Origin of the sequence: Marivita cryptomonadis (genome assembly GCF_002115725.1) — a bacterium.
GTDB classification, from domain to species: Bacteria; Pseudomonadota; Alphaproteobacteria; order Rhodobacterales; family Rhodobacteraceae; genus Marivita; species Marivita cryptomonadis.
The window spans coordinates 14,303-36,117 of sequence record NZ_JFKD01000008.1 but is presented as its reverse complement, the minus strand read 5'-3'; the positions used below and the strand labels follow the sequence as shown (position 1 = coordinate 36,117).

The following is a 21,815-nucleotide window of genomic DNA, read 5'->3' as shown; positions in this document are numbered from 1 at the left end:
ACGACACAGCATGTGCGCCATGCTTGCCGGTCACAAAGCGGTCAGTTGATGAGTTTTGCGTCCATCGTGATCTCGGCCCCAGCCAAAACCTTGGAAACGGGGCAGTTTTCCTTAGCCGTGTTCGCGGCTTCCTGAAAATCGCTTTCGCTTATTCCGGGGATTTTCGCGCTCATCTCAAGATGAATTTTCGTGATCGCAAAACCGCCGTCTTTTTCCTCAAGGCCGACGGTCGCTTTGGTGTCGATATCGTCCGCCACGGCATCGTAATTGCCAAGGATCATCGAAAACGCCATCGAAAAACACCCGGCATGGGCTGCGCCGATCAGCTCTTCGGGGTTGGTGCCGGGCTTGTCCTCGAACCGCGTGTTGAAGCCATAGGGCTGCGTGGAAAGCGCACCGGATTCCGTTGAAATCTGTCCTTTGCCGTCTTTCAGGCCGCCGGACCAATGTGCCGTTGCTGTCTTGTTGATCATGGTATGTCTCCCGTTCTGGGTTGCGTTCCCAAACCCAACGACCCGCAGGTCGCGACGGTTCCCCTGTGCCGAGGCCTTAAACGACGCGCGACCCCACGCCGCGTTTTTTGATCCGTTTGAGCAACATCCAGCCAAGCAACAGGGTGATCGCTCCGGCGGCAAGAAACCCCGAAAGGCTAGAGGTAAGATCAGAAATCAGCGTCAATTGTCCGGCAAAGCTGTAGCCAAGCGCGATGTAGCCGGCGACCCAGATCGCTTCTCCGGCGGAATCCCACAGCGTGAAGCGCAGCCACCCCAAACCTGACGCCCCGGCCGCCAAATTCACCCACGGTCCAAGCGGTGCAAACAGCCATGTGCTGAAGAAAACACCGATCTCGCCTTTGCGGCGCACCGTGTCCGAGGCTTTTGCATATAGCTTTTTCCGTGCGGCGCGTTTCGTCGCGAAGCGTTCGAGAAGGGGGCCAAAACGCCGCCCGATTGCAAACCCGGTTTGGTCACCCAGCATCGCCCCCATCCACGCCCCGGCAAAAGCGGTTCCGCCGTCAAGGTCGCCAGCGGCCACAAAGCCGCCACCGGCCAGCATCAGCAGCGAGGTTGGTATGGGCACTAACAGGCACGACAAGAAACAAGACGCTGCCAGAACCCAGACGCCGTAATCCGCCACAAGTCCAAACAGCACATCGCTCAAGGCCGTGTTACCGTTTCATCGGCGCGGTACTCTGCGATGATCGCCTCGATCTGGCGAACGATCTCTTCGGTCTGCATGCCGCGCATGTCGGCCAGCGCCTTGATAGTCACGCGCTTTGTGTCTTGTGGGACCGCCAGCGCATCGCGGATGATTTCTGCAGGAACCGCCCAGGAATGCGCGACATAGCGCGGGGTCATCCACCCCGCGATGGGTTCTTCACGGTGCGCCGGATCGGCCCAGTAAACCCAGAAAATCACCGTGCGCACAGCGAAGAACACCATCACCGTCACAGCAAGCGCGAATGCGGTCAGTAACAGTTTGTGCTCTTTCCACAGCGTACGAACGCCCGAGGTCATTTCGCCAAAGCCTTGATCCCACGGCTGATCCCCTCAAGCGTCATTGGCACCATCGCATCCTCAAAAATTTCTCGGATCATCTGGATCGACTGGGTGTAGTGCCAGTGTCGTTCAGGCGTCGGGTTGATCCATAGGTTATGTGGCCACTGCTGGCGCGCGCGCTGCAACCAGACTTGTCCGGGCTCGGCGTTCCAGTGCTCGTTTGCACCGCCCGCATAGGCGATCTCATAAGGTGACATGCTGGCGTCACCGACAAAGATGCACTTGTAGTCCGGTCCGTAAGTGTTGAGCACGTCCATCGTCGACGTTTGCGCATCCCAGCGGCGGCGGTTGTCCTTCCACACCCCTTCGTAGAGGCAGTTGTGGAAGTAATAGTGTTCAAGATGCTTGAACTCGGCCCGTGCCGCAGAAAAAAGCTCCTCTACCACCTTCACATGCGGGTCCATTGATCCACCGATGTCCAGAAACAGGATCACCTTGACCGCGTTGCGCTTTTCGGGCCGCGTTTGCACGTCGAGATAACCATGTTCCGCCGTAGCGCGGATGGTGCCATCAAGGTCCAATTCCTCGGTCGCGCCATCCCGCGCCCAACGGCGCAGACGTTTGAGCGCCACTTTGATGTTGCGTGTGCCCAGCTCGACGCTGTCATCCAGATTGCGAAACTCGCGCTTGTCCCAGACCTTGACTGCGCGCTGGTGGCGGCTTTCGTTCTGCCCAATGCGGACGCCTTCGGGATTGTATCCATAAGCCCCAAAAGGCGAGGTGCCTGCCGTGCCGACCCACTTGCTGCCGCCTTGATGACGGCCTTTTTGTTCCTTCAGCCGTTCCTTGAGCGTCTCCATCAGCTTGTCGAACCCGCCAAGCGCTTCGATCTCGGCTTTTTCCTCGTCGGTCAGGTGCTTTTCCGCCATTTTGCGCAGCCAGTCTTCGGGCAGCTCCAACGCATCAAGAACGCCATCAGCGCTTAGATGCTCCAACCCTTTGAACGCTTCGGCAAAAGCGCGATCAAAGCGGTCGATATGGCGCTCGTCTTTCACCATTGCAGTACGGGCAAGGTAGTAGAACGCCTCTGGATCATAGGTCGCCAGACCTGCGCGCATCGCTTCCAGAAAGCTCAGGTATTCCCGCAGGGAAACGGGAACGCCAGTGGATCGCAGGGTGTCAAAGAAGGGAACGAACATGTCCCTGATCTAGCAAGCACGCCGGTCTCTGACCAGTGGTCCGTTTCCGTCAACGAAAGCGGGTGCGGCGTCGGTGCAGCATCGCCCGGTTCAGAAAACCAGTTTTTCGATGGCAATCGTCAGGATCAGGCCGCCAAGGGCAAAGGCGATGGCATAGACCGCCCCGTATTGCCACATATCCGCGCGGTTCCCCTTGCGCTTTTTCGCGGTCATTGCTCCGATAATGGCCCCTAAAAGGGCGCCTGCTATCACGATCATAAGCTGCCTCTGGCCCTGTTGAGCGGGTTGAGGGACGCGATCTCGCGCAGTTTCGCCCGCACAGACCAGTCCGAGCCGAACCCGTACCGTGCCCACCCCAGACTGTCCAGACGCACATCTGTCCCGGCCGACACCCGGCCCGCCAGATCGAATGCCTCGGCGCGCAGCATCAGCAGCGTCGACAGCAATGCCGCGTTCTCGTGGCGTGCGGCAAGGTCGATGGACGCGCCGGTTAGTTGGATTGCGGTATCGGGGTTGTTTTCGGTCAAGGCATAAGCGGCCAGCTGCGACGCAACATAGGCGCGGTGCAGTTCGGTGTTGGGCGTGCGGGAAAAGTACGTATCGGCCTGCATGAATTGCGCGCGGGCTGCCTCGGGGTCGGTGCTTTGTAAAATGCGGCCCATGGCATAATGGGTAAAGCCGCGACGGTGATCTTCCCACCCCATAGCGGATGCGATGCTCAGCGCCTCGGTCGCGGCGGCGCGGCGGGTAACCGGCGTCGCACCAGGACCAAGCGCCGTCTGGATCGCGTCGATCCACGGGCGCGGAGTGCGCGCCGCGCGGCGGGCCGGCAGGAATTCGCCTTCGGGGTTCAACCGGGCAAAGACCGTAGGAATACGGTTCATCACTTCGGCCCGCGACATGCCGTTGCGCAGGGCAGGGTCGTAATAGGCTCGCAGGATCAGCATGTCATACCCGGTCAGAACCGTGTGCACATTGTCATCGTTGAAAACGGAATCCGGCAGGCGATAAAGGTCATTCAAAGGACCCAGCGCCTGCGCCAGCTCCTCGTGCAGGCAATCGCGCGCCTCTTGCGGGCTGGAATCGTTGGGCAGAAAGATGGCCAAACGCGTGCGGTTGGTGATCTTGCCCCAGTTCACCCGGTTCGATCGCCGCGCCTGCCGGTATTCCGACAGGGTCGACACGTTGGGCACCACGAAACAGGCGGCCTGCGGTAGGAACCGCTGGATCTCGGCGCGGCTGACTGCGTTGATCGTGATATTGGCCTCGGGTGCGATGGTGGCGTGAATATTGATCCCGCCTTCCGTGCGCAACCGATGCAGCAGGCGGTCCAGATCGCTTGGGACAGTGGATTGCACATTGCCGATCAAACGAACCGAGATCGGACCCTCGAAACGGGTGAACACCTCAAGGTCTCGGCCCGATTCCAGCCCCATCGCCAAATCCATGAAATCCCGCGACAGGTCGGCGTTCGAAGTGCGCACGGGCTGAGGGCGTGGGACCGAAAACACCTTCATCGCAGGCAGGCTCGATTCGACAAACGCGGCACGAGTTGCAGGCTCTGATTGCGACACGGGCATACACGCGCCCAGAAACAGATACAGCGGCAAAAGGAATTTACGCATCCGTCAGCCCCGCTGATACTTGATGAACGGGGTCAACTGACCGATCCGGTCATAAAGCTGGCGGGCGGTGTGGTTGAATTCTTGCGTGGTCCAGTAGACCGAGGGCGCGCCTGCTGCATCGGCCTGCGCATAGACAGCTTCAATCAGCGCGCGACCCACTCCGATACCACGCGCGGCGGGATCGGCAAAAAGGTCTTGCAGGTAGCAGACATTCTCGATTTTCCAGCAATGCCGGTGGAATAGATAATGGGCGAGACCAACAAGCACACCGTCGTGCTCTGCCACCAGCCCCGAATAATCCTGCGGATCATCCCCCAGCAACCGGGCAAATGTGTGCTCGTACACTTCCTCTGGCACCGACGTTTCGTAAAACGTCAGATACCCGCGCCACAAAGCGCACCACGAAGCGTAGTCATCCGCACGCAAAAAGCGCACGTTCAATTCGGTTTGGGACACGTAAGAAGCCTGCCTGCTCGTTGCGGATGCTTGATGCTCCGCGGTTTTTTTGTCCTCTGTGAGTGCAGCTTACGGCGAAAAGATGGTTTTTGCCTAGATCGAACGAATCGGTCCGAATCACTTTTTCGGCCGATTCGGACATTGCCCGTAAAATGCATTCAAAACAGAAGGTTAGCCTGTGCAAAAGGGCAACAGATATGCAGCGAGGCTGTTGCGCCATGAGTCGCGGGCCGACCGTGCCAAGACGGTGGCTATCGGCGCCGTAAAAATCAGGATAAGCCGCGCCCATGACAGAAGACACTCCGCTTGAGATTTTTCTTTCCGGTACGCCGGGGTTCGAACACTTGCTGCGCGACGAAGCCGAAGACCTTGGCTTTGCTGGTGCAAAAGCCGTGCCAGGTGGCGTGACCTGCGACGGTGATTGGTCTGAGGTCTGGCGCGCCAATCTCATGTTGCGTGGGGCAGGGCGGGTGCTGGCGCGGGTGGCGCGGTTTCGCGCGATGCATCTGGCACAGCTTGACAAGCGCTCCCGCAAGATCGATTGGCCCGCGCTGTTGCGCGCGGACGTGCCTTACCGGGTCGAGGCGACGTGCCGCAAATCCCGCATCTACCACGCAGGTGCCGCCACCGAACGCGTCGAAAACGCCATCGCCGATGCGCTTGGAACCAAGCCCACCGAAAAGGCTGGCCTCACCGTGCGGGTGCGGATCGAAGACGACCTGTGCGAGATCAGCCTCGACACGTCAGGCGAGGGGCTGCACAAGCGGGGCCACAAACAGGCCATCGGCAAGGCCCCGATGCGCGAAACACTGGCGGCGCTTTTCCTGCGTGCTTGCGGTTATGACGGGTCCGAGCCAGTGCTAGACCCGATGTGCGGCTCTGGAACCTTCGTGATAGAAGCCGCCGAAATGGCCATGGGCCTTGCCCCCGGTCGTGACCGGCAGTTCGGGTTTGAAAACCTAGCGTCCTTTGATGCCAATGGCTGGGCTGCCCTCAAGGCGTCACTTGCAGAACCCAAGCCCACGGACCTGCACTTTCAGGGCTGCGATCGCGATGCAGGTGCGATTGCCAACGCCACCGCCAATGCGGCCCGTGCCGGGGTCGGGGATATCACCAACTTCACCCATCAAGCGGTGGCTGACCTTACCGCGCCCAAAGGCCCGCCCGGTCTGGTGATCGTCAACCCACCCTATGGCGCACGGATCGGCAATCGAAACCTGCTCTTCGCGCTGTACGGCTCTTTCGGCACGGTGATGAAAGAACGTTTCCGCGGCTGGCGTGTCGGGATCGTCACGTCGGACAAGGGGCTTGCCCGCGCGACAGGGCTGCATTTCCGCAATGTCAGCGCCCCGATCCCGCATGGCGGCCTTAAGATCCAGCTTTTCCAGACAGGTCCGCTTAAGTAAAGGGCTTGGGTTTCTTTGGGCTCCAAATACCTCGGGGGCTGTCCATTTTGCGCCATTGGTTCAAGCCCAATGGACGGCGGGCTGAGCCCCCAAATGCTTCCCTCGACGAAAACGCGCCGATGCGTCGACGCATTCGCCGCGCTCAGCTTACCGCCGCTCGCGCCGCGCCATAAAGGCCAGCCGTTCGAACAAATGCACATCCTGCTCGTTCTTGAGCAGCGCCCCGTGTAGCTTGGGCAGCGCATTCGCCCCATCGCGTTTCAGGTCTTCGGCCGTCATGTCCTCGGCCAGAAGCAGCTTCAGCCAGTCCAGCACTTCAGACGTCGATGGCTTTTTCTTCAATCCCGGCTGTTCGCGCAGCTCGTAGAACTGTGTCAGCGCAGTGGTCAGCAGCGCCTCTTTCAACCCCGGATGATGCACCTCGACGATCTGGCGTAGCGTATCGGGGTCGGGGAAGCGGATGTAGTGGAAGAAACACCGCCGCAGGAACGCGTCCGGCAATTCCTTTTCGTTGTTCGATGTGATGATGACGATCGGGCGCTGCCGGGCACGAATGGTCTCGCCGGTCTCGTAGACATGGAACTCCATCTTATCGAGCTCCTGCAGCAGATCGTTCGGGAATTCGATATCCGCCTTGTCGATCTCGTCGATCAGCAGAACCACCTTTTCATCCGCGTCGAAGGCCTGCCAAAGCTTGCCCTTGCGGATATAGTTGCGCACGTCGTTGACCCGCTCGTCGCCCAATTGGCTGTCCCGCAAACGACTGACAGCGTCGTATTCATATAAGCCCTGCTGCGCCTTCGTGGTGGATTTGATGTTCCATTCGATCATCCGCAACCCAAGCCCAGCCGCCACCTGCCGGGCCAGTTCCGTCTTGCCGGTTCCGGGCTCACCCTTGACCAGAAGTGGGCGTTCCAGCGTCACGGCGGCGTTCACCGCGATTGTCAGATCGTCGGTCGCCACATAGCTGTCTGTGCCTTCAAATCTCATGTCAGTCCTGCCTTCTTGTGTCTTTGTCCCGGCGCGAGGAAATCACCGTTTTGTGCTGCTATTCGGTAGTGACAACCTGTGGGCCTTCGGTTAAGTGCTGCGCACAGGGGTGCCAGATATCTAAGGGAATTTCTATGACAGATACTGGCGTAGACAAGGGGACCAAGATGAAAGCTGAAACTTTCCTGCCCGACGATTACCGACCCGCCGAGGATGAGCCCTTCATGAATGACCGCCAGCTGGAGTGGTTCCGTCGGGAACTGCTGGAACAGCGCAGCGAGCTTCTGAGCGACAGCAAATCCACCATCGCAGGTCTGCAGGACGGCACACGTAATATTCCGGATGTCGCAGACCGCGCCTCCGAAGAAACCGACCGCGCGCTCGAGCTGCGGATTCGGGACCGTCAGCGCAAGCTGGTTTCCAAAATCGACGCGGCCCTGCGCCGGATCGACGAGGGCGAGTTTGGATATTGCCAAGCCACCGGCGAACCGATCTCTCTCAAGCGTCTGGTGGCCCGTCCCACCACAACTCTGAGCCTTGAGGCACAGGAACGTCACGAGCGTCGCGAGAAAGTGCACCGCGACGATTGATGCGCGACGCATGGATGTGAAGTGACGCGCCGGAGCCAAGCTCTGGCGCGTTTGTTTTCAAGAGGACGACCGTGGACCTCAGCACTCTGGACATCACCGTCATTGGCGGCGGCATCGGCGGGCTGACCTGTGCACTGGCGCTGCGCCAACGCGGCGCCAGCGTCACGGTTTTGGAACAGGCCCAGCAGATCACCGAAGTGGGCGCGGGAATTCAGGTCTCTCCCAATGGTCTGCGCGTGATCGAAGCGCTGGGTCTGGGCGATGATCTGGCGTCCCGATGTGTGCAGGGGCAGGCGGTCTCGCTGCGCAACGGCAGCACCGGGGCCGAGGTGGCCCGGCTCGACCTCACCCGCCTGCCGCAGGATCAACGCTACTTCTTCGTCCACCGCGCCGATCTGGTGGATCTTCTCTCGGCGGCAGCGCGGAAAGCCGGAGTTCAGGTGCGTCTTTTGCAGCGGGTCGACACGCTGGTCCCCGGCGACCGGCCACGTATCGTTCTGGCCACCGGGGATTCCCGCGAAACCGATCTGGCCATCGGGGCCGACGGCATCCATTCGGCGGCGCGCCCGGTGCTCAATGCAGCGCAAAAACCGTTCTTTACCGGTCAGGTCGCATGGCGCTGCATCGTGCCCAACACCACCGGCCACCCAGCCCATGCCCGTGTGCACATGGGGCCGGGGCGGCATATGGTGACCTATCCGCTGCGCGACGGCTCCCTGCTCAATGTGGTTGCTGTCGAAGAACGCGCCCAATGGGCCGCCGAAAGCTGGTCGCAGAAAGACGACGCCGACAATCTGCGCAAGGCGTTTGCCGGGTTCGATGCCGAAGTGCACCAGATCCTGTCACAGGCCGATTCACCGGGCGTCTGGGGTCTGTTTCGCCATCCGGTTGCGGCGCGCTGGCATGGGCCGGGTATGGCGCTTTTGGGGGATGCAGCACATCCCACCCTGCCGTTTCTGGCGCAGGGCGCGAATATGGCGATGGAAGACGCGTGGGTTCTGGCGGATGCACTGGCGCAGGCCCCTGACAGGGATTCAGGCCTTGCCGCTTACCAACAGCGCCGGAAGGCGCGTGTCACACGGGTCATCGACGCGGCCAGCAAGAATGCGCGCAATTATCACCTGTCGCCGGGACCGTTCCGCTTTGCCGCCCATACTGCGCTGGGGTTGCTCAGCCGAGTATCACCGGGGCAGATGCTGGGCCGGTTTGACTGGCTGTACGGCTATGACGTGACCAAGGCTGCATAAGGGCTGACGATAGCGGCGGGCCATGACAGCCCGGCGCGTTTTTTGATTTTTGGTCAACGCTTTAGCCGAACAAGATAAACCCGTCGTCAATGGTGTCGGCAAAGCGGTCCAGCGTTTCGTCTGCCGTGGCAAAGCCAAGTGCGACTTCGCCCCGATCCACCGCACCCGAGTCAAGCGCATCCTCCCAGAACGCCCGACCCTCGGCGTCAGCCTCACGCCCTAAAGCGGATTGGTAGATGAAGTCTAGGAAATCATCAGTGCCAGCCAGCGTGCCGTTGCTGGCGGCGAACTCGTCTGACGCGAGGATGAAATCGGCCACGTTGCCAAGGCCGAAATCACCAGCACCCAGCGCCGACCAAAAGCTCAGACCGGCAACATCGCCGTCCCGGCCCAGCAGGGTTTCGTAGAACAGGCCAATAGTCTGAACCGCGCCGCCGCTTTGCACCGACAAGGTTGCATCATCAAAGCGGATCTCTTCGATCCCCGAAATATGAAGCGCTGATCCGCCCTCTGTCGCGATGGAGAACCCACCATCGATGCGGCTGATCTCGACCGCGTCAAAGGATGTCCCGCTGGCATCTACGACGTCGGTGCCCCCGGCGCCGGCAATCCGCGCCGCCGACGCGAAATCGCTTACCCCGAACACCTCATCTTCCCCGGAACCAAGGCGCAGATTCACCTCTTCGATGGAGATCCGGGCAATCTGCGCACCTTCGCGGGTGAAATCCGCTGCCGTCGGATCAATCGGCACGCCAAACGCATTGCTCCCGCCCAGAATGACCTGGTCACCTTCGCCGTCCGGGTTCCCCTCTGACCCGTTGAAACCGGGATGCAGGGTGATCACGCCGCCTTCGGTCTCACCGGTGTTTGGCGCGGTTTGGTTGATGAAGGCGGCATCCAGTTCGGTGTTCACCTCTGTGCCCGCATCGTAGACGCGGCTGCCGTCAAAGGTCAGAACCTGATCGCCTAGGTAGTCGCCGTTTTCATCGAACAGGTTGATCGGGTTCAGCGTGCCGATAAACGCATCATTCGAGGGCAGCAGCATCGCAGCCAAGCTGATGAACGGCGTTGCGGTGCTTGCAAGGATCGTGGTGCTGGCTGTTTCACCCGTCGCAATCGGGCCACGTGCACCAAGGATCGCACCGCCCACGCCATCGGGATCGCCTGCAAGCAGTTCGGCTGCGATGGCATCGAAGCTGCCGTCTTCTGCCAGCGCTTCCAGCCCAGCCGACGCCGCCTCGCCGCGATTGCCAAGGTCAAAGCCCTCGTCATGCAGACCAAACCAGAACGGCGTCAGGAACGTGCCACCTTCGACCGATGTGTTGGTGACGGTCACCCGCAGTTCCACCACTTCTTCGATCGTGATCTGCGCGATCTGCGCGCCGTCGATTGTGAAATCCGCTGCCAGTGCATCAATCGGCTCGCCAAAGGCATTGGTGCCACCCAAAATGACCTGGTCACCTTCGCCGTCCGGGTTCCCCTCTGACCCGTTGAAACCAGGATGCAGAGCGATGACGCCACCCTCGGTCTCTCCGGTGTTCGGCGCAGTCTGGTTGATGAAGGCGGCATCCAATTCGGTGTTCACTTCGGTGCCTGCGTCATAGACGTCTGTTCCGTCGAAGGTCAGCGTCACAGGGCCGATGAAACCACCGTCCTCACCAAAAAGTTCAACCGCGTCCAGTGTCCCGATGAAGGCGTCATTCGAGGGCAGGATCATGGCGGCAAGGCTGATATAGGGCAGGGACATCCCATCCACGTCCAGAAGCGTTGTCGCCATTTCGCCCGTGGCAATCGGACCGGCGCCCCCGAACACGGCGCCGCCCATGGCACCCCCGTCCGCTCCGGTCAATTCGGCGGCAATGGCATCGAAACTGCCATCTTCGGCCAAGGCTTCAAGTCCGGGTGACGCGGCATCGCCAACATCACCAAGGTCAAATGCGCCATTGTGCAATCCGAACCAGAACGGGGTGAGAAACGTGCCGCCCTCGGGCGAGGTATTGGTAACTGTGATCCGAAGCAGGGACATCAAGTAAAGCCTTTCGCTGTAGTGTTCGCGGCCAGAGCAGTCGCGCTTGGCCTGCAACAGCGTTAGGGATCAGACTTTGCTCCGCACAATTCAGGCTTTCTCACTTCGGAGTGACGCCTCCGTGAAAGCGGGGCGCATGACATGTGTGTTGCGGTCTGCATGTTTCAGATCGGGTTTGATCCAAAACAGTGCTGGTCGCTGGAAAACCGCTTGTCTTTCGGAAAAGACCGCCGTGCAGGTCAGGGGTTTTGCGCAAGGCCCGCCCTGTCACGCGCCTGTGCTTCACGGGTTTGCGACGTACCACCATCGCAGGGGGAGACAGCGCCGCGCGACATGATAAGGTCGCCCCGAGCAAGGCAGGAGGCCACGAATATGGACCGGTTTGACAGGTGTCCCGAAACGGCGCTCGACTGGCATCGGGCGGGCAAGGGCGCGGTTCTGGCCACGGTGATCGAGACTTGGGGCAGCGCGCCGCGCCGCGTTGGATCGCAACTTGCGATTTCCGGCGAGGGCGAGATCGAAGGCTCGGTCTCGGGGGGCTGTGTCGAAGGCGCTGTCGTGGTCGAGGCAATGGATGCGTTGTCCGATGGCAAACCGCGTGAGTTGGAATTTGGCGTCAGCGATCAGGATGCCTTTGCCGTGGGTCTGGCCTGTGGCGGCACCATTCGTGTGCTGGTCGAACCCGTCGGGTCGGTGCTGCCTGAGGGTATTCTTGACCAACTGGTAAAATATCGCGCCGCGCGCCAACCTGTGGCCTATGAGGTCGACCTCGATGCGCGCACACGCAGCTTGACGACCGACGGCCACATTCAAGCCTTTCGCATGGACCGCTCTGGCTTTGTGGACGAAAGCCGCACCTTCGTCGCCATCCACAACCCGCCTTTGCGATTGATCGTCGTCGGAGCGGTGCACATCGCGCAGGCCTTGGTGCCGATGGCGCGGATCGCGGGGTACGATCCAATGCTGATCGACCCGCGCGAGGCGTTCGGCTCGGACAGTCGCTTTCCGGGCGAGACCATCCTGCATGACTGGCCCGACGAGGCGATTGCGCAACTGGGCCTTGATACCCGGACCGCGCTGGTGCTGTTGACCCACGATCCCAAGCTGGATGATCCGGCACTTGAACAGGCGCTGCGGGCCGAGTGTTTCTACATCGGCGCGCTGGGATCGAAGCGCACCCATGCCAAGCGGGTCGACCGTCTGATGGCCGCCGGGTTCAACGATGCCGAGATTGCCCTGATCCACGGCCCCATCGGCTTGGACATCGGCGCGTCCGGCCCTGCGGAAATCGCCGTGTCGATCCTCGCTGAAATGACTCGTGTGTTGCGGAAGGGCGCATGAAGTTCGGCGCGGTTCCCTTGACCGAGGCCGAAGGCGCGATCCTTGCGCATTCGGTGGCGTTGCCGAAAGGCCGTTTGCGCAAAGGCGTTATGCTGGACGCTGCTGCGTTGGGCAAGTTGACGGCGGCAGGCGTACAGCACGTTACGGTTGCCCGGCTTGACGCCGACGACGTCCACGAAGATCGCGCCGCCGAACGGTTGGCACAGTCACTGGTTCCCGACCCTGCAGCGGTGCATCTACGTCTGGCCCCTGCCAGCACGGGGCGCGTGAACATTTACGCCACGCAAACCGGCGTGGCCCAGATCGACGCGGCCAAGATCAACGCTGTGAACGCGGTCCATCCGATGGTGACGGTCGCCACGGTTCCCGAATGGCACCGCATGGCGGCGCGCGGGATGGTGGCGACGGTCAAGATCATTTCATACGCCGCACCTGAAGCCGCTGTGGCTGCGGCCTGCGTCGCCGGGCAAGATGCACTGTCGCTGCGCCCGGTGACGCGCAGCCGCGTTCTGTTGATCCAGACCAGCGTTGGCGGACGCGATGACAGTGCCAAGGGCCAGCGGGCGATGGGGCTTCGGTTCGACCGAATGGGGGTCAGCCTTGGCCCCAAAACAGTTGTTGCCCACGATATCGACGCCTTGCGCCACGCCTTGACCGACGCCGCGCCAGAGTATGACATGCTGTGCATTCTGACCGGTTCCGCCACGTCGGACCTTTATGATGTCGCGCCAGAGGCTGTCCGCGCCGCCGGAGGAGAGGTCGTGCATTACGGCATGCCTGTTGATCCGGGCAATCTCTTGTTTTGGGGCAATATGGGCAATGTGCCGGTGATCGGCCTGCCGGGATGTGCGAAATCGCCTGCGCTGAATGGGGCGGATTGGGTGTTGGAACGTCTGCTTTGCAATGTCCCGGTGCGTCCGCAGGACATCATGGGCATGGGCGTTGGTGGGTTGCTGAAGGAGCCACCGTCACGTCCGTTGCCACGGGAGACGGCGTAGAAAAAGCGACCCGAAGGTCGCTTTCAAGAATTTCCAAAGAATGGATCGTGATTATTTCGGAAGTGGCCCGATCATCATGACCATCTGACGGCCTTCCATCTTGGGCATGTTCTCGACCTTGCCGTGTTCTTTGGTGTCTTCGGCCACGCGCTCCAACAGTTCGCGTCCGAGGTTCTGGTGCGCCATCTCGCGGCCACGGAACCGCAGGGTCACCTTCACCTTGTCGCCGTTCTCAAGAAACTTGAACACGTTCCGCATTTTCACTTCATAATCGTTCGTGTCCGTGTTCGGGCGGAACTTGACCTCTTTGATCTCGATGATCTTCTGCTTCTTGCGGGCCTCGGATTCGCGCTTTTGCTGTTCGTATTTGAACTTGCCGAAATCCATGATCTTGACGACCGGAGGAGTCGCGTTCGGCGAAATCTCGACCAGGTCGAGTCCAGCCTCTTCGGCCAACTGCATGCCACGCTCGGGCGTGACCACGCCGACGTTTTCACCGTCTGCGCCGATCAGACGGATTTCAGGAGCCCTGATGCGTTCATTGATGCGGGGGCCGGTATCGCGCGTAGGGGGCGCGTTGTGAGGTCTGCGGGCTATGGTGTCGCTCCTTTGGTGCAGTTCAAATCAGGGATGCAAAGTAGACGTCATGCCGTTGCCTTTCAAGCGGCTTTTCGGCGGATCTGAGCCGATCGTCCAGGGTTTCCCCTTGTATGCGCTGCATCCGACACGCACATCCGTTGCTCACAGTCGCGCTTTGCTATTCTGGCGCGGCACAAGCGTCATGAGAGAGGTCTCGAACCGATGAAAAATCTAATCATTCTGGCTGTTGTTGCGGTCGCCGGACTTGGCGTTTGGGTGGTCACGCAAACCGAAACCACACCGCCCCCGGAAGAGCGCGTGGCAGAGCCGATTGCGGACACCGCGGCACCTGAGCCAACCGCTGCGGAGGAGGTAGCTACGGAGGCCGCAGAAGATGTCACAAACGCGGCTGAGGCGACGGAACAAGCCGTCGAAGACAGCGCCGAGGCAACATCGGATGTGGTAACGGACGTCACCGAAGCGGCCGAGGCGGCAACGGATGATGCGGTCGATGCGGCCAACGATCTGGCGGAACAGGCAGGCACTGCGCTGAATGACGCCGTCACATCACTGAATGACGCGGCCTCCAATGTGGCAGACGCCGTTGAGACCGCTGTTGATACGGCAACGGGCAACGCGGAGCGCACGCTTGAAGACGCGTCCGAGGCTGCCGAAACCATGATGGATTCCGCGGATGCACCGTCGATCGATGTGGTCGGGGACACCAGCGAAACGACCGACAGCGTGACCGAAGCTGCGCCAGAGGCGCAGTCCGACATCACAGAGGTGCTGACAGTCGATGGTTTCGATTATGACCGGGTGGTCGCCTATATCGACGAATCAAACCTATCCTTGTTGATCAAGACATCGACCAAGGCGGCGTTGGAACAAGCACGGGACAATCCCGAGCAGTTGCAAGCTTTGCTGGCCACGTTGCGCGAACAGCTAGGTTTGTGAGATTTTCCTGAGAGTCACGACAAAGGCGCGCAAAGAATTCTTTGCGCGCCTTTTTTCAGTGGCTTAAGGGCTGATCTTAACGTGGCGCTTTAATCAAGAAAGGCTTTTTCCACGACATAGGTTTTGGGATCGGAATTTGCACCTTCCTCAAGCCCGTAGCCTTCGAGCATCTCCTTGATTTCAAGGTTGAAGGCAAGGTTGCCGCAGACCATGGCGCGGTCGGTCTCGGGGCTGATCACCGGAACACCCAAGTCCTCGAAGCATTCACCTGACCGCATAAGGTCTGTGATGCGGCCCATCTTGGGGCTGTCCTCGCGGGTGGTCGTTGGGTAGTAGCGCAGTTTGTCGGCAAAGCCTTCACCGATCAGTTCGGCCAGCAATTCGTCTGTACGGATGTCGTCGATCAGTTCCTTGCCGTATTGCAATTCGCCGACTTCGCGGCAGGTGTGGGTCAGAATAACCTCGTCGTAATCCTCAAAGGTCTGTGGATCGCGCAGCAGCGACGCAAAGGGCGCGATGCCGGTTCCGGTGGCAAAAAGCCAAAGCCGTTTGCCGGGCAGCAGCGCGTCATGCACCAAAGTGCCGACAGGTTTGGGGCGCAGGATGATCTCGTCTCCCGGCTGGATGTGCTGAAGGCGGCTGGTGAGCGGGCCGTCTTGCACCTTGATCGAGTAGAATTCGAGTTCTTCATCCCAAGACGGAGACGCGATGGAATAGGCGCGCAGCAGCGGCTTTTCGCGGCCGGTCTTCTCGTCCGTCTGCATCAGGCCGATCATCACGAACTCACCTGAGCGGAACCGCAAAGACGCAGGCCGGGTGACGCGGAACGAGAACAGGCGATCGGTCCAGTGTTTGACCTCAGTTACAGTTTGCGCGTCAGGAACGGCGAGGGTCTTGGCGGGCGCTTTGGTGGCTGTGGCTTCTGTCACGGGTGTCAACTCTGTCATGTTTTCCATACCGGCTCGTGTAAACCGGTCCCTTACATCTATCTTTGATTTACATCAGACGAAACCCGCCCATGGTCGCAGGGACCGGGCGGGTTGTCTTGTGCTTGCAGTTTTGGATCAGGCGGCGAGGCCGCGCAGGCGGGACTGGTAGTCATGTGCACGCCAGTCGGCGCGGGCCAGCCATTGGTCTTCGGGCTGACGCGCGGCCAGATCATCGTTGATTTCCACGTCGTCAAAGCCCGAGCGGCGGGCCATCGCGTATTGGTCTGCGATGACATGGCCTTTCGCGCGCAGCCAGCCTTTGAAGCCTTGTTGGCGGATGAGGCGGGCAAGGGTAAAGCCGCGCCCGTCGGCAAAGCTGGGGAAGTCGATGCGCACAAGTTCCTTGCCGATGAGCAGGCATTTGAGCCGTGCAGGATCGGTGTCGGACGGCAGGTCAATCCGCGCCTCGGGGTCGATCCAGCGGGTCGGGTCGGCGGTCAGAAAGCCGGTGTCGTTGATGAGAACGGTCATTGTGCGTCTCCCTTTGGGGCGGGCCGATGCAGGCCGCATTCGGTTTTTTCACTGTTGCGCCAACGGCCTGCGCGGGGATCTTCGCCTTGCGCAACACGTGTGGTGCAGGGGGCGCAGCCGATGGACGGGTAGCCGCGTGCCACCAGCGGGTGGCGCGGCAAGTTATGCGTGCGAAGATGCGCTGCGATGCGGGCCGGTTTCCAGTCGATCAGCGGGTTGATCTTGATGCGGGCAGTCCCTTCATCGAGGTCAAAGTAGTGTAGGCCCTCACGGGTCTGCGCCTGATGCCGTTTCCGCCCGGTGATCCATGCGTCATAGCCCTGAAGCGCGTCATTGAGCGGCTGGGTCTTGCGCAGTTCGCAGCACGCGTCCGGGTTGCTGAAGCGCAGGGCACCGTACGGATCGACGGCCTCAACCGTACGCTTGGGCGCGCGGATCACCTGCACGTTCGTCAGACCCAGATGGGCGGCAAGCTCCTGCTGATAGGTCAGCGTTTCCTCAAAGAGCAGCGCCGTGTCGATGAAGAGCACCGGCAGGGTGCGGTCGATCTGGGCGATCAGGTGCAGGAGCACCGCCGAATCCGCGCCAAAGCTCGACACCATGGCGACACGGTCGAAGACACCGCGCGTCAGCACTGCCTCCAGCAGGTAGGAGGTGCCGAAGTGGCGATAGCGCGCGTTCAGATCGGCAACGCGATCCTGCACGGCCATGCGCTCATCAAGCGCGGGCGCGCTTTCTGCGCTGGATTGGTGCCCAAGGTGCAGCATCACGCGGCCTTCTGCTTTTTCTCGCTCTCGCCATAGAGCGCGGTCTTGAACGGCGTCATACCTACACGGCGGAAGGTGTCGATAAAGGCTTCCTCGGCGCTTTCGCGTTCGGACAGGTAGGTGTCGACGATCCGCTCGATGGCGGGCACGATCTCGTCCGCCGAAAAGCCAGGCCCGGTGCGCTGACCGATGGCCGCCTGTTCGGTGTGATCGCCGCCCAGCGTGATCTGGTAGTTCTCCACCCCTGCGCGGTCGAGGCCGAGGATGCCGATATGGCCGACATGGTGATGCCCGCAGGCGTTGATGCAGCCCGAGATCTTGATCTTCAGGTCGCCCACCTCGTGTTCCAGCTTGAGCTGGTCGAAACGCGTGGCGATCTCTTGCGCGATCGGGATCGACCGGGCGGTCGCCAGAGCGCAGTAATCCATGCCGGGGCAGGCGATGATGTCGCTGATCCTGCCAATATTGGCGGTGGCCAGCCCGGCATCTTTCAATGCAGCATGAATGGCGGGCAGGTCAGCCTTGTGGACATGCGGCAGCACAACGTTCTGTTCGTGGCTGATGCGCAGCTCGTCATGGCCATAGCGCGCGGCCAGATCGGCCATCACGCGCATCTGGTCGGCGGTGGCATCGCCCGGTGTCGCGCCATGCGCCTTCAGGCTGATCTGCGCGATGGCATGGCCCGGCGCGCGATGGGCGCTGAGGTTGGTGTCGGCCCAAGACCGGAATGCCGGATCATTGGCATAGGCCTGATCGAAGGGGGCGGTATCGCGGTCCTTGAAGGCGGGCGCTTCAAAGTCGGATTTGATCTGGGCAAACAGCTGTTGATCGACGCCGCTGAAGGCGGGGCGCAGGAAGGCGAACCGCTCTTCGACCCGCGCACGGATGTCGTCGATGCCATGCTCATGCACGGTGATCTTGATCCGGCTCTTGTACTTGTTGTCGCGACGGCCCAGTAGGTTCCAGACGCTGACCACCGCTTCGAGGTACGGCAGCAGGTCTGCCTCGGGCAGGAAGTCGCGCACCACCTTGCCGATCATCGGGGTCCGGCCAAGGCCACCGCCGACGATGACTTCGAAGCCCGGTTCACCCACATCGTTACGCACCATGCGCAGGCCGATGTCGTGGGCCTTGGTCACCGCGCGGTCATTCGGCGATCCTGTGACGGCGATCTTGAACTTGCGCGGCAGGAACTGGAATTCCGGGTGGTCGGTGGACCATTGGCGGATCAATTCGGCCACCGGGCGCGGATCGGCGATTTCGTCCGCGGCGGCACCTGCGAAATGATCGGCGGTCACATTGCGGATCGTGTTGCCTGAGGTTTGGATCGCATGCATCTGCACCTCGGCCAGCGCGTCGAGCATATCCGGTACATCGCGCAGCGTGGGCCAGTTGAACTGAATGTTCTGGCGCGTGGTGAAGTGGCCATAGCCTTTGTCCCACCGCTCGGCGATATAGGCGAGCTGCCGCATCTGGGCGCTGTTCAGTGTGCCATAGGGGATCGCCACGCGCAGCATGTAGGCGTGCAGTTGCAGGTAGAGCCCGTTCATCAGGCGCAGCGGCTTGAATTCATCCTCGGTGAGTGACCCGTCGATGCGGCGCTCCACCTGTGCGCGGAACTGGGTATTGCGCTCGGCCACAAAGGCGGCGTCGAAATCGGTATAGCGGTACATCAGAGAGCCTCGGACTGTTTGCCGTGGGGATAGTTGGACGGGCCGCGCATGCGGAACGCCTCGCGGAAATGGGTGGGTTTGGGGCCTTTGGCGTCAGGAGACACGTCGGCCAGATAAACGCCGACCACTTCGGAGGTGCGGGCACTGGCGTCGATCAGGCGGATTTGCGCGTCCGCCTCGTCGGTGAGGACATCGGCCTCGGTCAGATTGCGGGTCCATGTGTCGTCTTGGGTCAGATACACCACGTCGCCCTCAAGGAGCGCATTGGCGGTGATGACTTTCGGTGTGAAGATCGCTGGCATCAGATCATCTCCTGAACTTGGGGCAGGGTGTTGGCGGCGGCGTCGCGCGGGGCCAGCCCGTACATGAGAAGCGCTGGGCCAGTGATGTCGGCTTCGGTCAGCACAGCGGGCAGGGTCGCCAGAGTGGCGGCCACGATCCGCTGTTCCGGGCGTGACGCGTTCTCGACGATGGTCACCGGCGTGGACGGTGTCGCGCCATGCATCAGCAAGCGGCCCTGAATGAACCGCGCGGCTTTCTTCGCCATGTAGATCGCGGCCACCTCGCCATCGCGGGCCAGCGCACGCCAGTCGTGATCTGCATAGCCTTGCATGTCATGTCCGGTAATCAGCCGCACAGCGGTGTTGCGCCCGCGCTTGGTCAGCGATTGGCCGAGAGCGGCAACGGCGGCGGAGGCTGAGGTGAGGCCCGGCACGATTGTGAAGTCGAGACCCGCTTCGGTGATTGCCTCCAATTCTTCGTCCAGACGGCCAAAGACGGTGGGATCGCCGGATTTGAGCCGCACGACGCGCGCGCCGGTGAGGGCTTCGTCCACGATCATCTGGTTGATGTCGGCTTGCGTGACCGACGGTCCGAACCCTTCCTTGCCCGCATTGCGCAGGCGGGTCTGTGGACCGACCACGCCAAGGATCTCGGCGCTGACCAAACGGTCATGGATCACCACGTCGGCGCATTCCAACGCGCGCAGGGCCTTGACTGTCAGCAGATCGGGATCACCGGGGCCTGCGCCAACAAAGGCGACAGGCTGGAGCGTTGTCATATGCAGGTCGCGTGGCATCGGGTTGTCCTCTTCACCGCGTTTCTTGTCTCTAAAATAGAATTTTGTTCTGATATCCTTCCAGTGCCTTGCGGAAATAAGGATGTTTGTTCTATGTGGCGGTTGGGCGAGGACATGTGATCCTCGAAATCGGCAGAAAGCGGAACAGAGATGAAGATCGACGACACGGACCGGAAAATTCTTGTCGAGTTGCAGACCGACGCGGCGCAGTCGCTGGACGATATCGCTGGCAAAGTTGGGTCATCAAAGACGCCTGTCTGGAACCGGATTCGCAAGATGAAGGAGGCCGGGATCATTGGCGCACAGGTGGTGCAACTTGATGCCGACGCGCTGGGGTTCGAGGCCTGTTTCTTTGTCCTGATCCGCACCAGCGAACACGACGCAGCCTGGCAGCGTGCTTTTCTCAAGGCCTTGCAAGACCGCCCCGAAGTGCAGGAGGCGCACCGGCTGGCGGGGGATATCGACTACATCCTCAAGGTGCGGGTGAAGAACGCGCGGGCCTATGATGCGTTCTACCAGGCGCTGATCGCCGAGGTGAAGGTTCACAACGTGACAGCGCTTTTGTCGATGGAAGAGATCAAATCGACCACGGCGCTGCCGCTTTAACGGAGCCTTTGCCTTGTCTTGCGCACGCTTTGGCGTTGCGTCTGCATATTTGGAAAAAGAAGAAGCAGGGTGTGGTGCGCTGTCCCCTGCTTCTTCTTTTCATAAATATGCAAAAGTACCAGCTCCGCTTGGCGCAGGGTCAGGACGTCTGCACCATCAGGCGTTCGAGCCCGTGGAAATGGTAGGTGTTGGCGTAAACGGGCGGTTCCGCAATGCGCAGCTTGGGGCAGCGGTTCCAGAGGATTGGTAGAGCGATTTGTAGCTCCAGCCGGGCCAGCGGTGCGCCGACGCAGAAATGTAGACCGCCCCCGAAGCTGGTGTTTTGCGTCACGGGGCGGGTTGGGGCGAAGCGGTGCGCGTCTGGCCATTGATCCGGGTCGTGATTGGCGGCGGCGAGGAGCAGCGCCACCTGATCGCCGCGTTGGAACGTGTGGCCGTGAAGGGTGACCTCGTCATAGGCGTAACGGGTGAACATGTGCAGGGGCGGGTCGAAGCGGAGGATTTCCTCGACCGCTTGGTCGTTGATCTGCTGCGTGCCTGTCTCGAGCAATGTTTTGATGCCGTTGCCCAGCGTGTGGACGGTCGCTTCGTGGCCCGCGTTGAGAAGCAGTATGCAGGTGGTGATCAGCTCATCGGTAGAGAGCTTTTCGCCTTCCTCTTCGGCGGCGATCAGGTGGGTGATCAAGTCGTCGCGCGGATCGTTGCGGCGGGTGTCGATGTAGCGGCGCAGGAAGTCGGAAAAGTCGCGGGCGGCCTGTGCGGCGGCGTCTTCCGTCGCGCGGGTGCGGCTGGCTTGGTACATGGCGACCATGGCGTTTGACCAGCGCAGCAGTTGCGGGGCCATGTCGTCGGGCACGCCGAGAAGGCGGGCTATGACGATCACCGGGATCGGTTGGCAGAAGGCCGTGAGAATTTCGAAGGGAGTGTCTTTCGGGAAAGTGTCGATTTTTAAGTGAGTTAGCGCCGTTATTTCAGGTGATAGGTCCTTGATCCGACGCGAGGTGAAGGCGCGCAGCACCAGGCCGCGCAGGCGGGTGTGGCGTGGGGGCTCCAGCTCCAACATCGAGTGGGCTTCGACCTTATAGAAAGGGGCGAGGTGGTTGGGAATTTCCGGGGCCACTTCAGGCGGGACTTCGCGACCAAAGCGGCGGTCGCGCAGGATGGCGTGTACGGCGCAATGGCTGGCGGCGCAGGGCATGGCGTATTCGTCCCACCAAGCCAGATCGCCCGCCGCGCGGATGCGGTCGTAGAACGGGTAGGGGTTCTGGACAAAACCGGGGTCGGTTGGGGATTGGGAGAACCGTTGCATGTCCCGATG

The 21,815-nt window shown here is 61.0% G+C and carries 24 protein-coding genes; 7 read left to right on the top strand and 17 right to left on the bottom strand.

Translation table 11 applies throughout. The annotated features are described in order from the left end of the window. Positions 1–41: 41 nt before the first annotated feature. From MCRY_RS10395 to MCRY_RS10365, 7 genes are all read right to left on the bottom strand, one after another. Positions 42–473 (bottom strand): OsmC family protein, encoded by a 432-nt coding sequence (locus MCRY_RS10395; RefSeq protein ID WP_085629535.1) that lies wholly within the window; start codon positions 471–473, stop codon positions 42–44. Between the two features lie 76 nt (positions 474–549). Continuing rightward, positions 550–1,152, bottom strand: coding sequence for a DedA family protein (locus MCRY_RS10390; protein ID WP_244897905.1), 603 nt, complete (start codon positions 1,150–1,152; stop codon positions 550–552). Between the two features lie 5 nt (positions 1,153–1,157). Then, positions 1,158–1,517: a hypothetical protein gene (locus MCRY_RS10385; protein ID WP_085629530.1), complete on the bottom strand. Its 360-nt coding sequence runs from the start codon at positions 1,515–1,517 to the stop codon at positions 1,158–1,160. Beyond that, a complete protein-coding gene (locus MCRY_RS10380; RefSeq protein WP_085629528.1) occupies positions 1,514–2,698 on the bottom strand; it encodes a vWA domain-containing protein in 1,185 nt (394 codons plus the stop codon). Before MCRY_RS10380 ends, MCRY_RS10385 begins: the two co-directional genes overlap by 4 nt. A 90-nt stretch (positions 2,699–2,788) precedes the next feature. Beyond that, positions 2,789–2,956 carry an apolipoprotein acyltransferase gene (locus tag MCRY_RS10375; RefSeq protein ID WP_085629526.1) on the bottom strand — a complete coding sequence of 56 codons (168 nt, stop codon included), beginning with the start codon at positions 2,954–2,956 and terminating at the stop codon, positions 2,789–2,791. Beyond that, positions 2,953–4,323, bottom strand: a complete 1,371-nt coding sequence (locus tag MCRY_RS10370) for a DUF2927 domain-containing protein (RefSeq protein WP_085629524.1) — start codon at positions 4,321–4,323, stop codon at positions 2,953–2,955. Before MCRY_RS10370 ends, MCRY_RS10375 begins: the two co-directional genes overlap by 4 nt. A 3-nt stretch (positions 4,324–4,326) precedes the next feature. After that, positions 4,327–4,779: a GNAT family N-acetyltransferase gene (locus MCRY_RS10365; RefSeq protein ID WP_085629522.1), complete on the bottom strand. Its 453-nt coding sequence runs from the start codon at positions 4,777–4,779 to the stop codon at positions 4,327–4,329. 287 nt (positions 4,780–5,066) lie between these two features. Between MCRY_RS10365 and MCRY_RS10360 the strand changes: the two genes are divergently transcribed. Next, complete coding sequence (locus MCRY_RS10360; protein WP_085629520.1) at positions 5,067–6,185, top strand: THUMP domain-containing class I SAM-dependent RNA methyltransferase; 1,119 nt, start codon at positions 5,067–5,069, stop codon at positions 6,183–6,185. Between the two features lie 147 nt (positions 6,186–6,332). On the opposite strand, the gene MCRY_RS10355 is transcribed toward MCRY_RS10360, so the two are convergent. Beyond that, positions 6,333–7,175: an AAA family ATPase gene (locus tag MCRY_RS10355; protein WP_085629518.1), complete on the bottom strand. Its 843-nt coding sequence runs from the start codon at positions 7,173–7,175 to the stop codon at positions 6,333–6,335. A 167-nt stretch (positions 7,176–7,342) separates the two neighbouring features. Here MCRY_RS10355 and dksA point away from each other — a divergent pair, with 167 nt between their 5' ends. Both dksA and MCRY_RS10345 read left to right on the top strand, forming a co-directional pair. Then, positions 7,343–7,765, top strand: coding sequence for an RNA polymerase-binding protein DksA (gene dksA / locus MCRY_RS10350; RefSeq protein ID WP_085629841.1), 423 nt, complete (start codon positions 7,343–7,345; stop codon positions 7,763–7,765). Between the two features lie 71 nt (positions 7,766–7,836). Then, on the top strand, positions 7,837–9,012 hold the full coding sequence (locus tag MCRY_RS10345; protein WP_085629516.1) for an FAD-dependent oxidoreductase: 1,176 nt from the start codon (positions 7,837–7,839) through the stop codon (positions 9,010–9,012). A gap of 61 nt (positions 9,013–9,073) precedes the next feature. Here the strand turns inward: MCRY_RS10345 and MCRY_RS10340 are convergent, their stop codons facing one another. After that, positions 9,074–11,038, bottom strand: coding sequence for a spondin domain-containing protein (locus tag MCRY_RS10340; RefSeq protein WP_085629514.1), 1,965 nt, complete (start codon positions 11,036–11,038; stop codon positions 9,074–9,076). Between the two features lie 372 nt (positions 11,039–11,410). On the opposite strand from MCRY_RS10340, the gene MCRY_RS10335 reads away from it, so the two are divergent. Then, positions 11,411–12,379: an XdhC family protein gene (locus tag MCRY_RS10335; RefSeq protein WP_085629512.1), complete on the top strand. Its 969-nt coding sequence runs from the start codon at positions 11,411–11,413 to the stop codon at positions 12,377–12,379. Then, positions 12,376–13,377: a molybdopterin-binding protein gene (locus tag MCRY_RS10330; RefSeq protein ID WP_085629510.1), complete on the top strand. Its 1,002-nt coding sequence runs from the start codon at positions 12,376–12,378 to the stop codon at positions 13,375–13,377. The genes MCRY_RS10335 and MCRY_RS10330 overlap by 4 nt, the downstream gene beginning before the upstream one ends. A 51-nt stretch (positions 13,378–13,428) precedes the next feature. Here MCRY_RS10330 and infC read toward each other — a convergent pair whose 3' ends face one another. Further along, the gene (gene infC / locus MCRY_RS10325) at positions 13,429–13,923 is read right to left on the bottom strand and encodes a translation initiation factor IF-3 (protein WP_338087085.1); all 495 of its coding nucleotides are present in this window, start codon (positions 13,921–13,923) and stop codon (positions 13,429–13,431) included. A 255-nt stretch (positions 13,924–14,178) separates the two neighbouring features. On the opposite strand from infC, the gene MCRY_RS10320 reads away from it, so the two are divergent. Continuing rightward, positions 14,179–14,913: a hypothetical protein gene (locus MCRY_RS10320; RefSeq protein WP_085629506.1), complete on the top strand. Its 735-nt coding sequence runs from the start codon at positions 14,179–14,181 to the stop codon at positions 14,911–14,913. 89 nt (positions 14,914–15,002) lie between these two features. On the opposite strand, the gene MCRY_RS10315 is transcribed toward MCRY_RS10320, so the two are convergent. The 6 genes from MCRY_RS10315 to cobA form a co-directional block, all read right to left on the bottom strand. Beyond that, a complete protein-coding gene (locus MCRY_RS10315; protein WP_085629839.1) occupies positions 15,003–15,860 on the bottom strand; it encodes a ferredoxin--NADP reductase in 858 nt (285 codons plus the stop codon). Between the two features lie 117 nt (positions 15,861–15,977). Then, positions 15,978–16,373, bottom strand: coding sequence for a DUF934 domain-containing protein (locus tag MCRY_RS10310; protein WP_085629504.1), 396 nt, complete (start codon positions 16,371–16,373; stop codon positions 15,978–15,980). After that, on the bottom strand, positions 16,370–17,140 hold the full coding sequence (locus tag MCRY_RS10305; protein ID WP_085629502.1) for a phosphoadenylyl-sulfate reductase: 771 nt from the start codon (positions 17,138–17,140) through the stop codon (positions 16,370–16,372). The genes MCRY_RS10310 and MCRY_RS10305 overlap by 4 nt, the downstream gene beginning before the upstream one ends. Continuing rightward, a complete protein-coding gene (locus MCRY_RS10300) occupies positions 17,140–18,813 on the bottom strand; it encodes a nitrite/sulfite reductase (RefSeq protein ID WP_085629500.1) in 1,674 nt (557 codons plus the stop codon). The genes MCRY_RS10305 and MCRY_RS10300 overlap by 1 nt, the downstream gene beginning before the upstream one ends. Further along, entirely contained in the window at positions 18,813–19,115 is a 303-nt protein-coding gene (locus MCRY_RS10295) for a DUF2849 domain-containing protein (protein ID WP_085629498.1), read from the bottom strand. The genes MCRY_RS10300 and MCRY_RS10295 overlap by 1 nt, the downstream gene beginning before the upstream one ends. Further along, positions 19,115–19,891: a uroporphyrinogen-III C-methyltransferase gene (gene cobA, locus MCRY_RS10290; RefSeq protein WP_409644180.1), complete on the bottom strand. Its 777-nt coding sequence runs from the start codon at positions 19,889–19,891 to the stop codon at positions 19,115–19,117. Before cobA ends, MCRY_RS10295 begins: the two co-directional genes overlap by 1 nt. Before the next feature lie 150 nt (positions 19,892–20,041). Here cobA and MCRY_RS10285 point away from each other — a divergent pair, with 150 nt between their 5' ends. Next, a complete protein-coding gene (locus MCRY_RS10285) occupies positions 20,042–20,497 on the top strand; it encodes an Lrp/AsnC family transcriptional regulator (protein ID WP_085629496.1) in 456 nt (151 codons plus the stop codon). Positions 20,498–20,636: 139 nt separating this feature from the next. Here the strand turns inward: MCRY_RS10285 and MCRY_RS10280 are convergent, their stop codons facing one another. Beyond that, the gene (locus MCRY_RS10280) at positions 20,637–21,806 is read right to left on the bottom strand and encodes a cytochrome P450 (protein ID WP_085629494.1); all 1,170 of its coding nucleotides are present in this window, start codon (positions 21,804–21,806) and stop codon (positions 20,637–20,639) included. Positions 21,807–21,815 lie beyond the last annotated feature (9 nt).

What these genes read in the sequence shown, in the direction of transcription:
- MCRY_RS10395 (WP_085629535.1), bottom strand. Translation starts at nt 473, where the DNA reads ATGATCAACAAGACAGCAACGGCACATTGGTCCGGCGGCCTGAAAGAC.
- MCRY_RS10385 (WP_085629530.1), bottom strand. Translation starts at nt 1,517, where the DNA reads ATGACCTCGGGCGTTCGTACGCTGTGGAAAGAGCACAAACTGTTACTG.
- MCRY_RS10380 (WP_085629528.1), bottom strand. Translation starts at nt 2,698, where the DNA reads ATGTTCGTTCCCTTCTTTGACACCCTGCGATCCACTGGCGTTCCCGTT.
- MCRY_RS10375 (WP_085629526.1), bottom strand. Translation starts at nt 2,956, where the DNA reads ATGATCGTGATAGCAGGCGCCCTTTTAGGGGCCATTATCGGAGCAATG.
- MCRY_RS10370 (WP_085629524.1), bottom strand. Translation starts at nt 4,323, where the DNA reads ATGCGTAAATTCCTTTTGCCGCTGTATCTGTTTCTGGGCGCGTGTATG.
- MCRY_RS10360 (WP_085629520.1), top strand. Translation starts at nt 5,067, where the DNA reads ATGACAGAAGACACTCCGCTTGAGATTTTTCTTTCCGGTACGCCGGGG.
- MCRY_RS10355 (WP_085629518.1), bottom strand. Translation starts at nt 7,175, where the DNA reads ATGAGATTTGAAGGCACAGACAGCTATGTGGCGACCGACGATCTGACA.
- dksA (WP_085629841.1), top strand. Translation starts at nt 7,343, where the DNA reads ATGAAAGCTGAAACTTTCCTGCCCGACGATTACCGACCCGCCGAGGAT.
- MCRY_RS10340 (WP_085629514.1), bottom strand. Translation starts at nt 11,038, where the DNA reads ATGTCCCTGCTTCGGATCACAGTTACCAATACCTCGCCCGAGGGCGGC.
- MCRY_RS10335 (WP_085629512.1), top strand. Translation starts at nt 11,411, where the DNA reads ATGGACCGGTTTGACAGGTGTCCCGAAACGGCGCTCGACTGGCATCGG.
- MCRY_RS10330 (WP_085629510.1), top strand. Translation starts at nt 12,376, where the DNA reads ATGAAGTTCGGCGCGGTTCCCTTGACCGAGGCCGAAGGCGCGATCCTT.
- MCRY_RS10320 (WP_085629506.1), top strand. Translation starts at nt 14,179, where the DNA reads ATGAAAAATCTAATCATTCTGGCTGTTGTTGCGGTCGCCGGACTTGGC.
- MCRY_RS10315 (WP_085629839.1), bottom strand. Translation starts at nt 15,860, where the DNA reads ATGACAGAGTTGACACCCGTGACAGAAGCCACAGCCACCAAAGCGCCC.
- MCRY_RS10310 (WP_085629504.1), bottom strand. Translation starts at nt 16,373, where the DNA reads ATGACCGTTCTCATCAACGACACCGGCTTTCTGACCGCCGACCCGACC.
- MCRY_RS10305 (WP_085629502.1), bottom strand. Translation starts at nt 17,140, where the DNA reads ATGCTGCACCTTGGGCACCAATCCAGCGCAGAAAGCGCGCCCGCGCTT.
- MCRY_RS10300 (WP_085629500.1), bottom strand. Translation starts at nt 18,813, where the DNA reads ATGTACCGCTATACCGATTTCGACGCCGCCTTTGTGGCCGAGCGCAAT.
- MCRY_RS10295 (WP_085629498.1), bottom strand. Translation starts at nt 19,115, where the DNA reads ATGCCAGCGATCTTCACACCGAAAGTCATCACCGCCAATGCGCTCCTT.
- cobA (WP_409644180.1), bottom strand. Translation starts at nt 19,891, where the DNA reads ATGCCACGCGACCTGCATATGACAACGCTCCAGCCTGTCGCCTTTGTT.
- MCRY_RS10285 (WP_085629496.1), top strand. Translation starts at nt 20,042, where the DNA reads ATGAAGATCGACGACACGGACCGGAAAATTCTTGTCGAGTTGCAGACC.
- MCRY_RS10280 (WP_085629494.1), bottom strand. Translation starts at nt 21,806, where the DNA reads ATGCAACGGTTCTCCCAATCCCCAACCGACCCCGGTTTTGTCCAGAAC.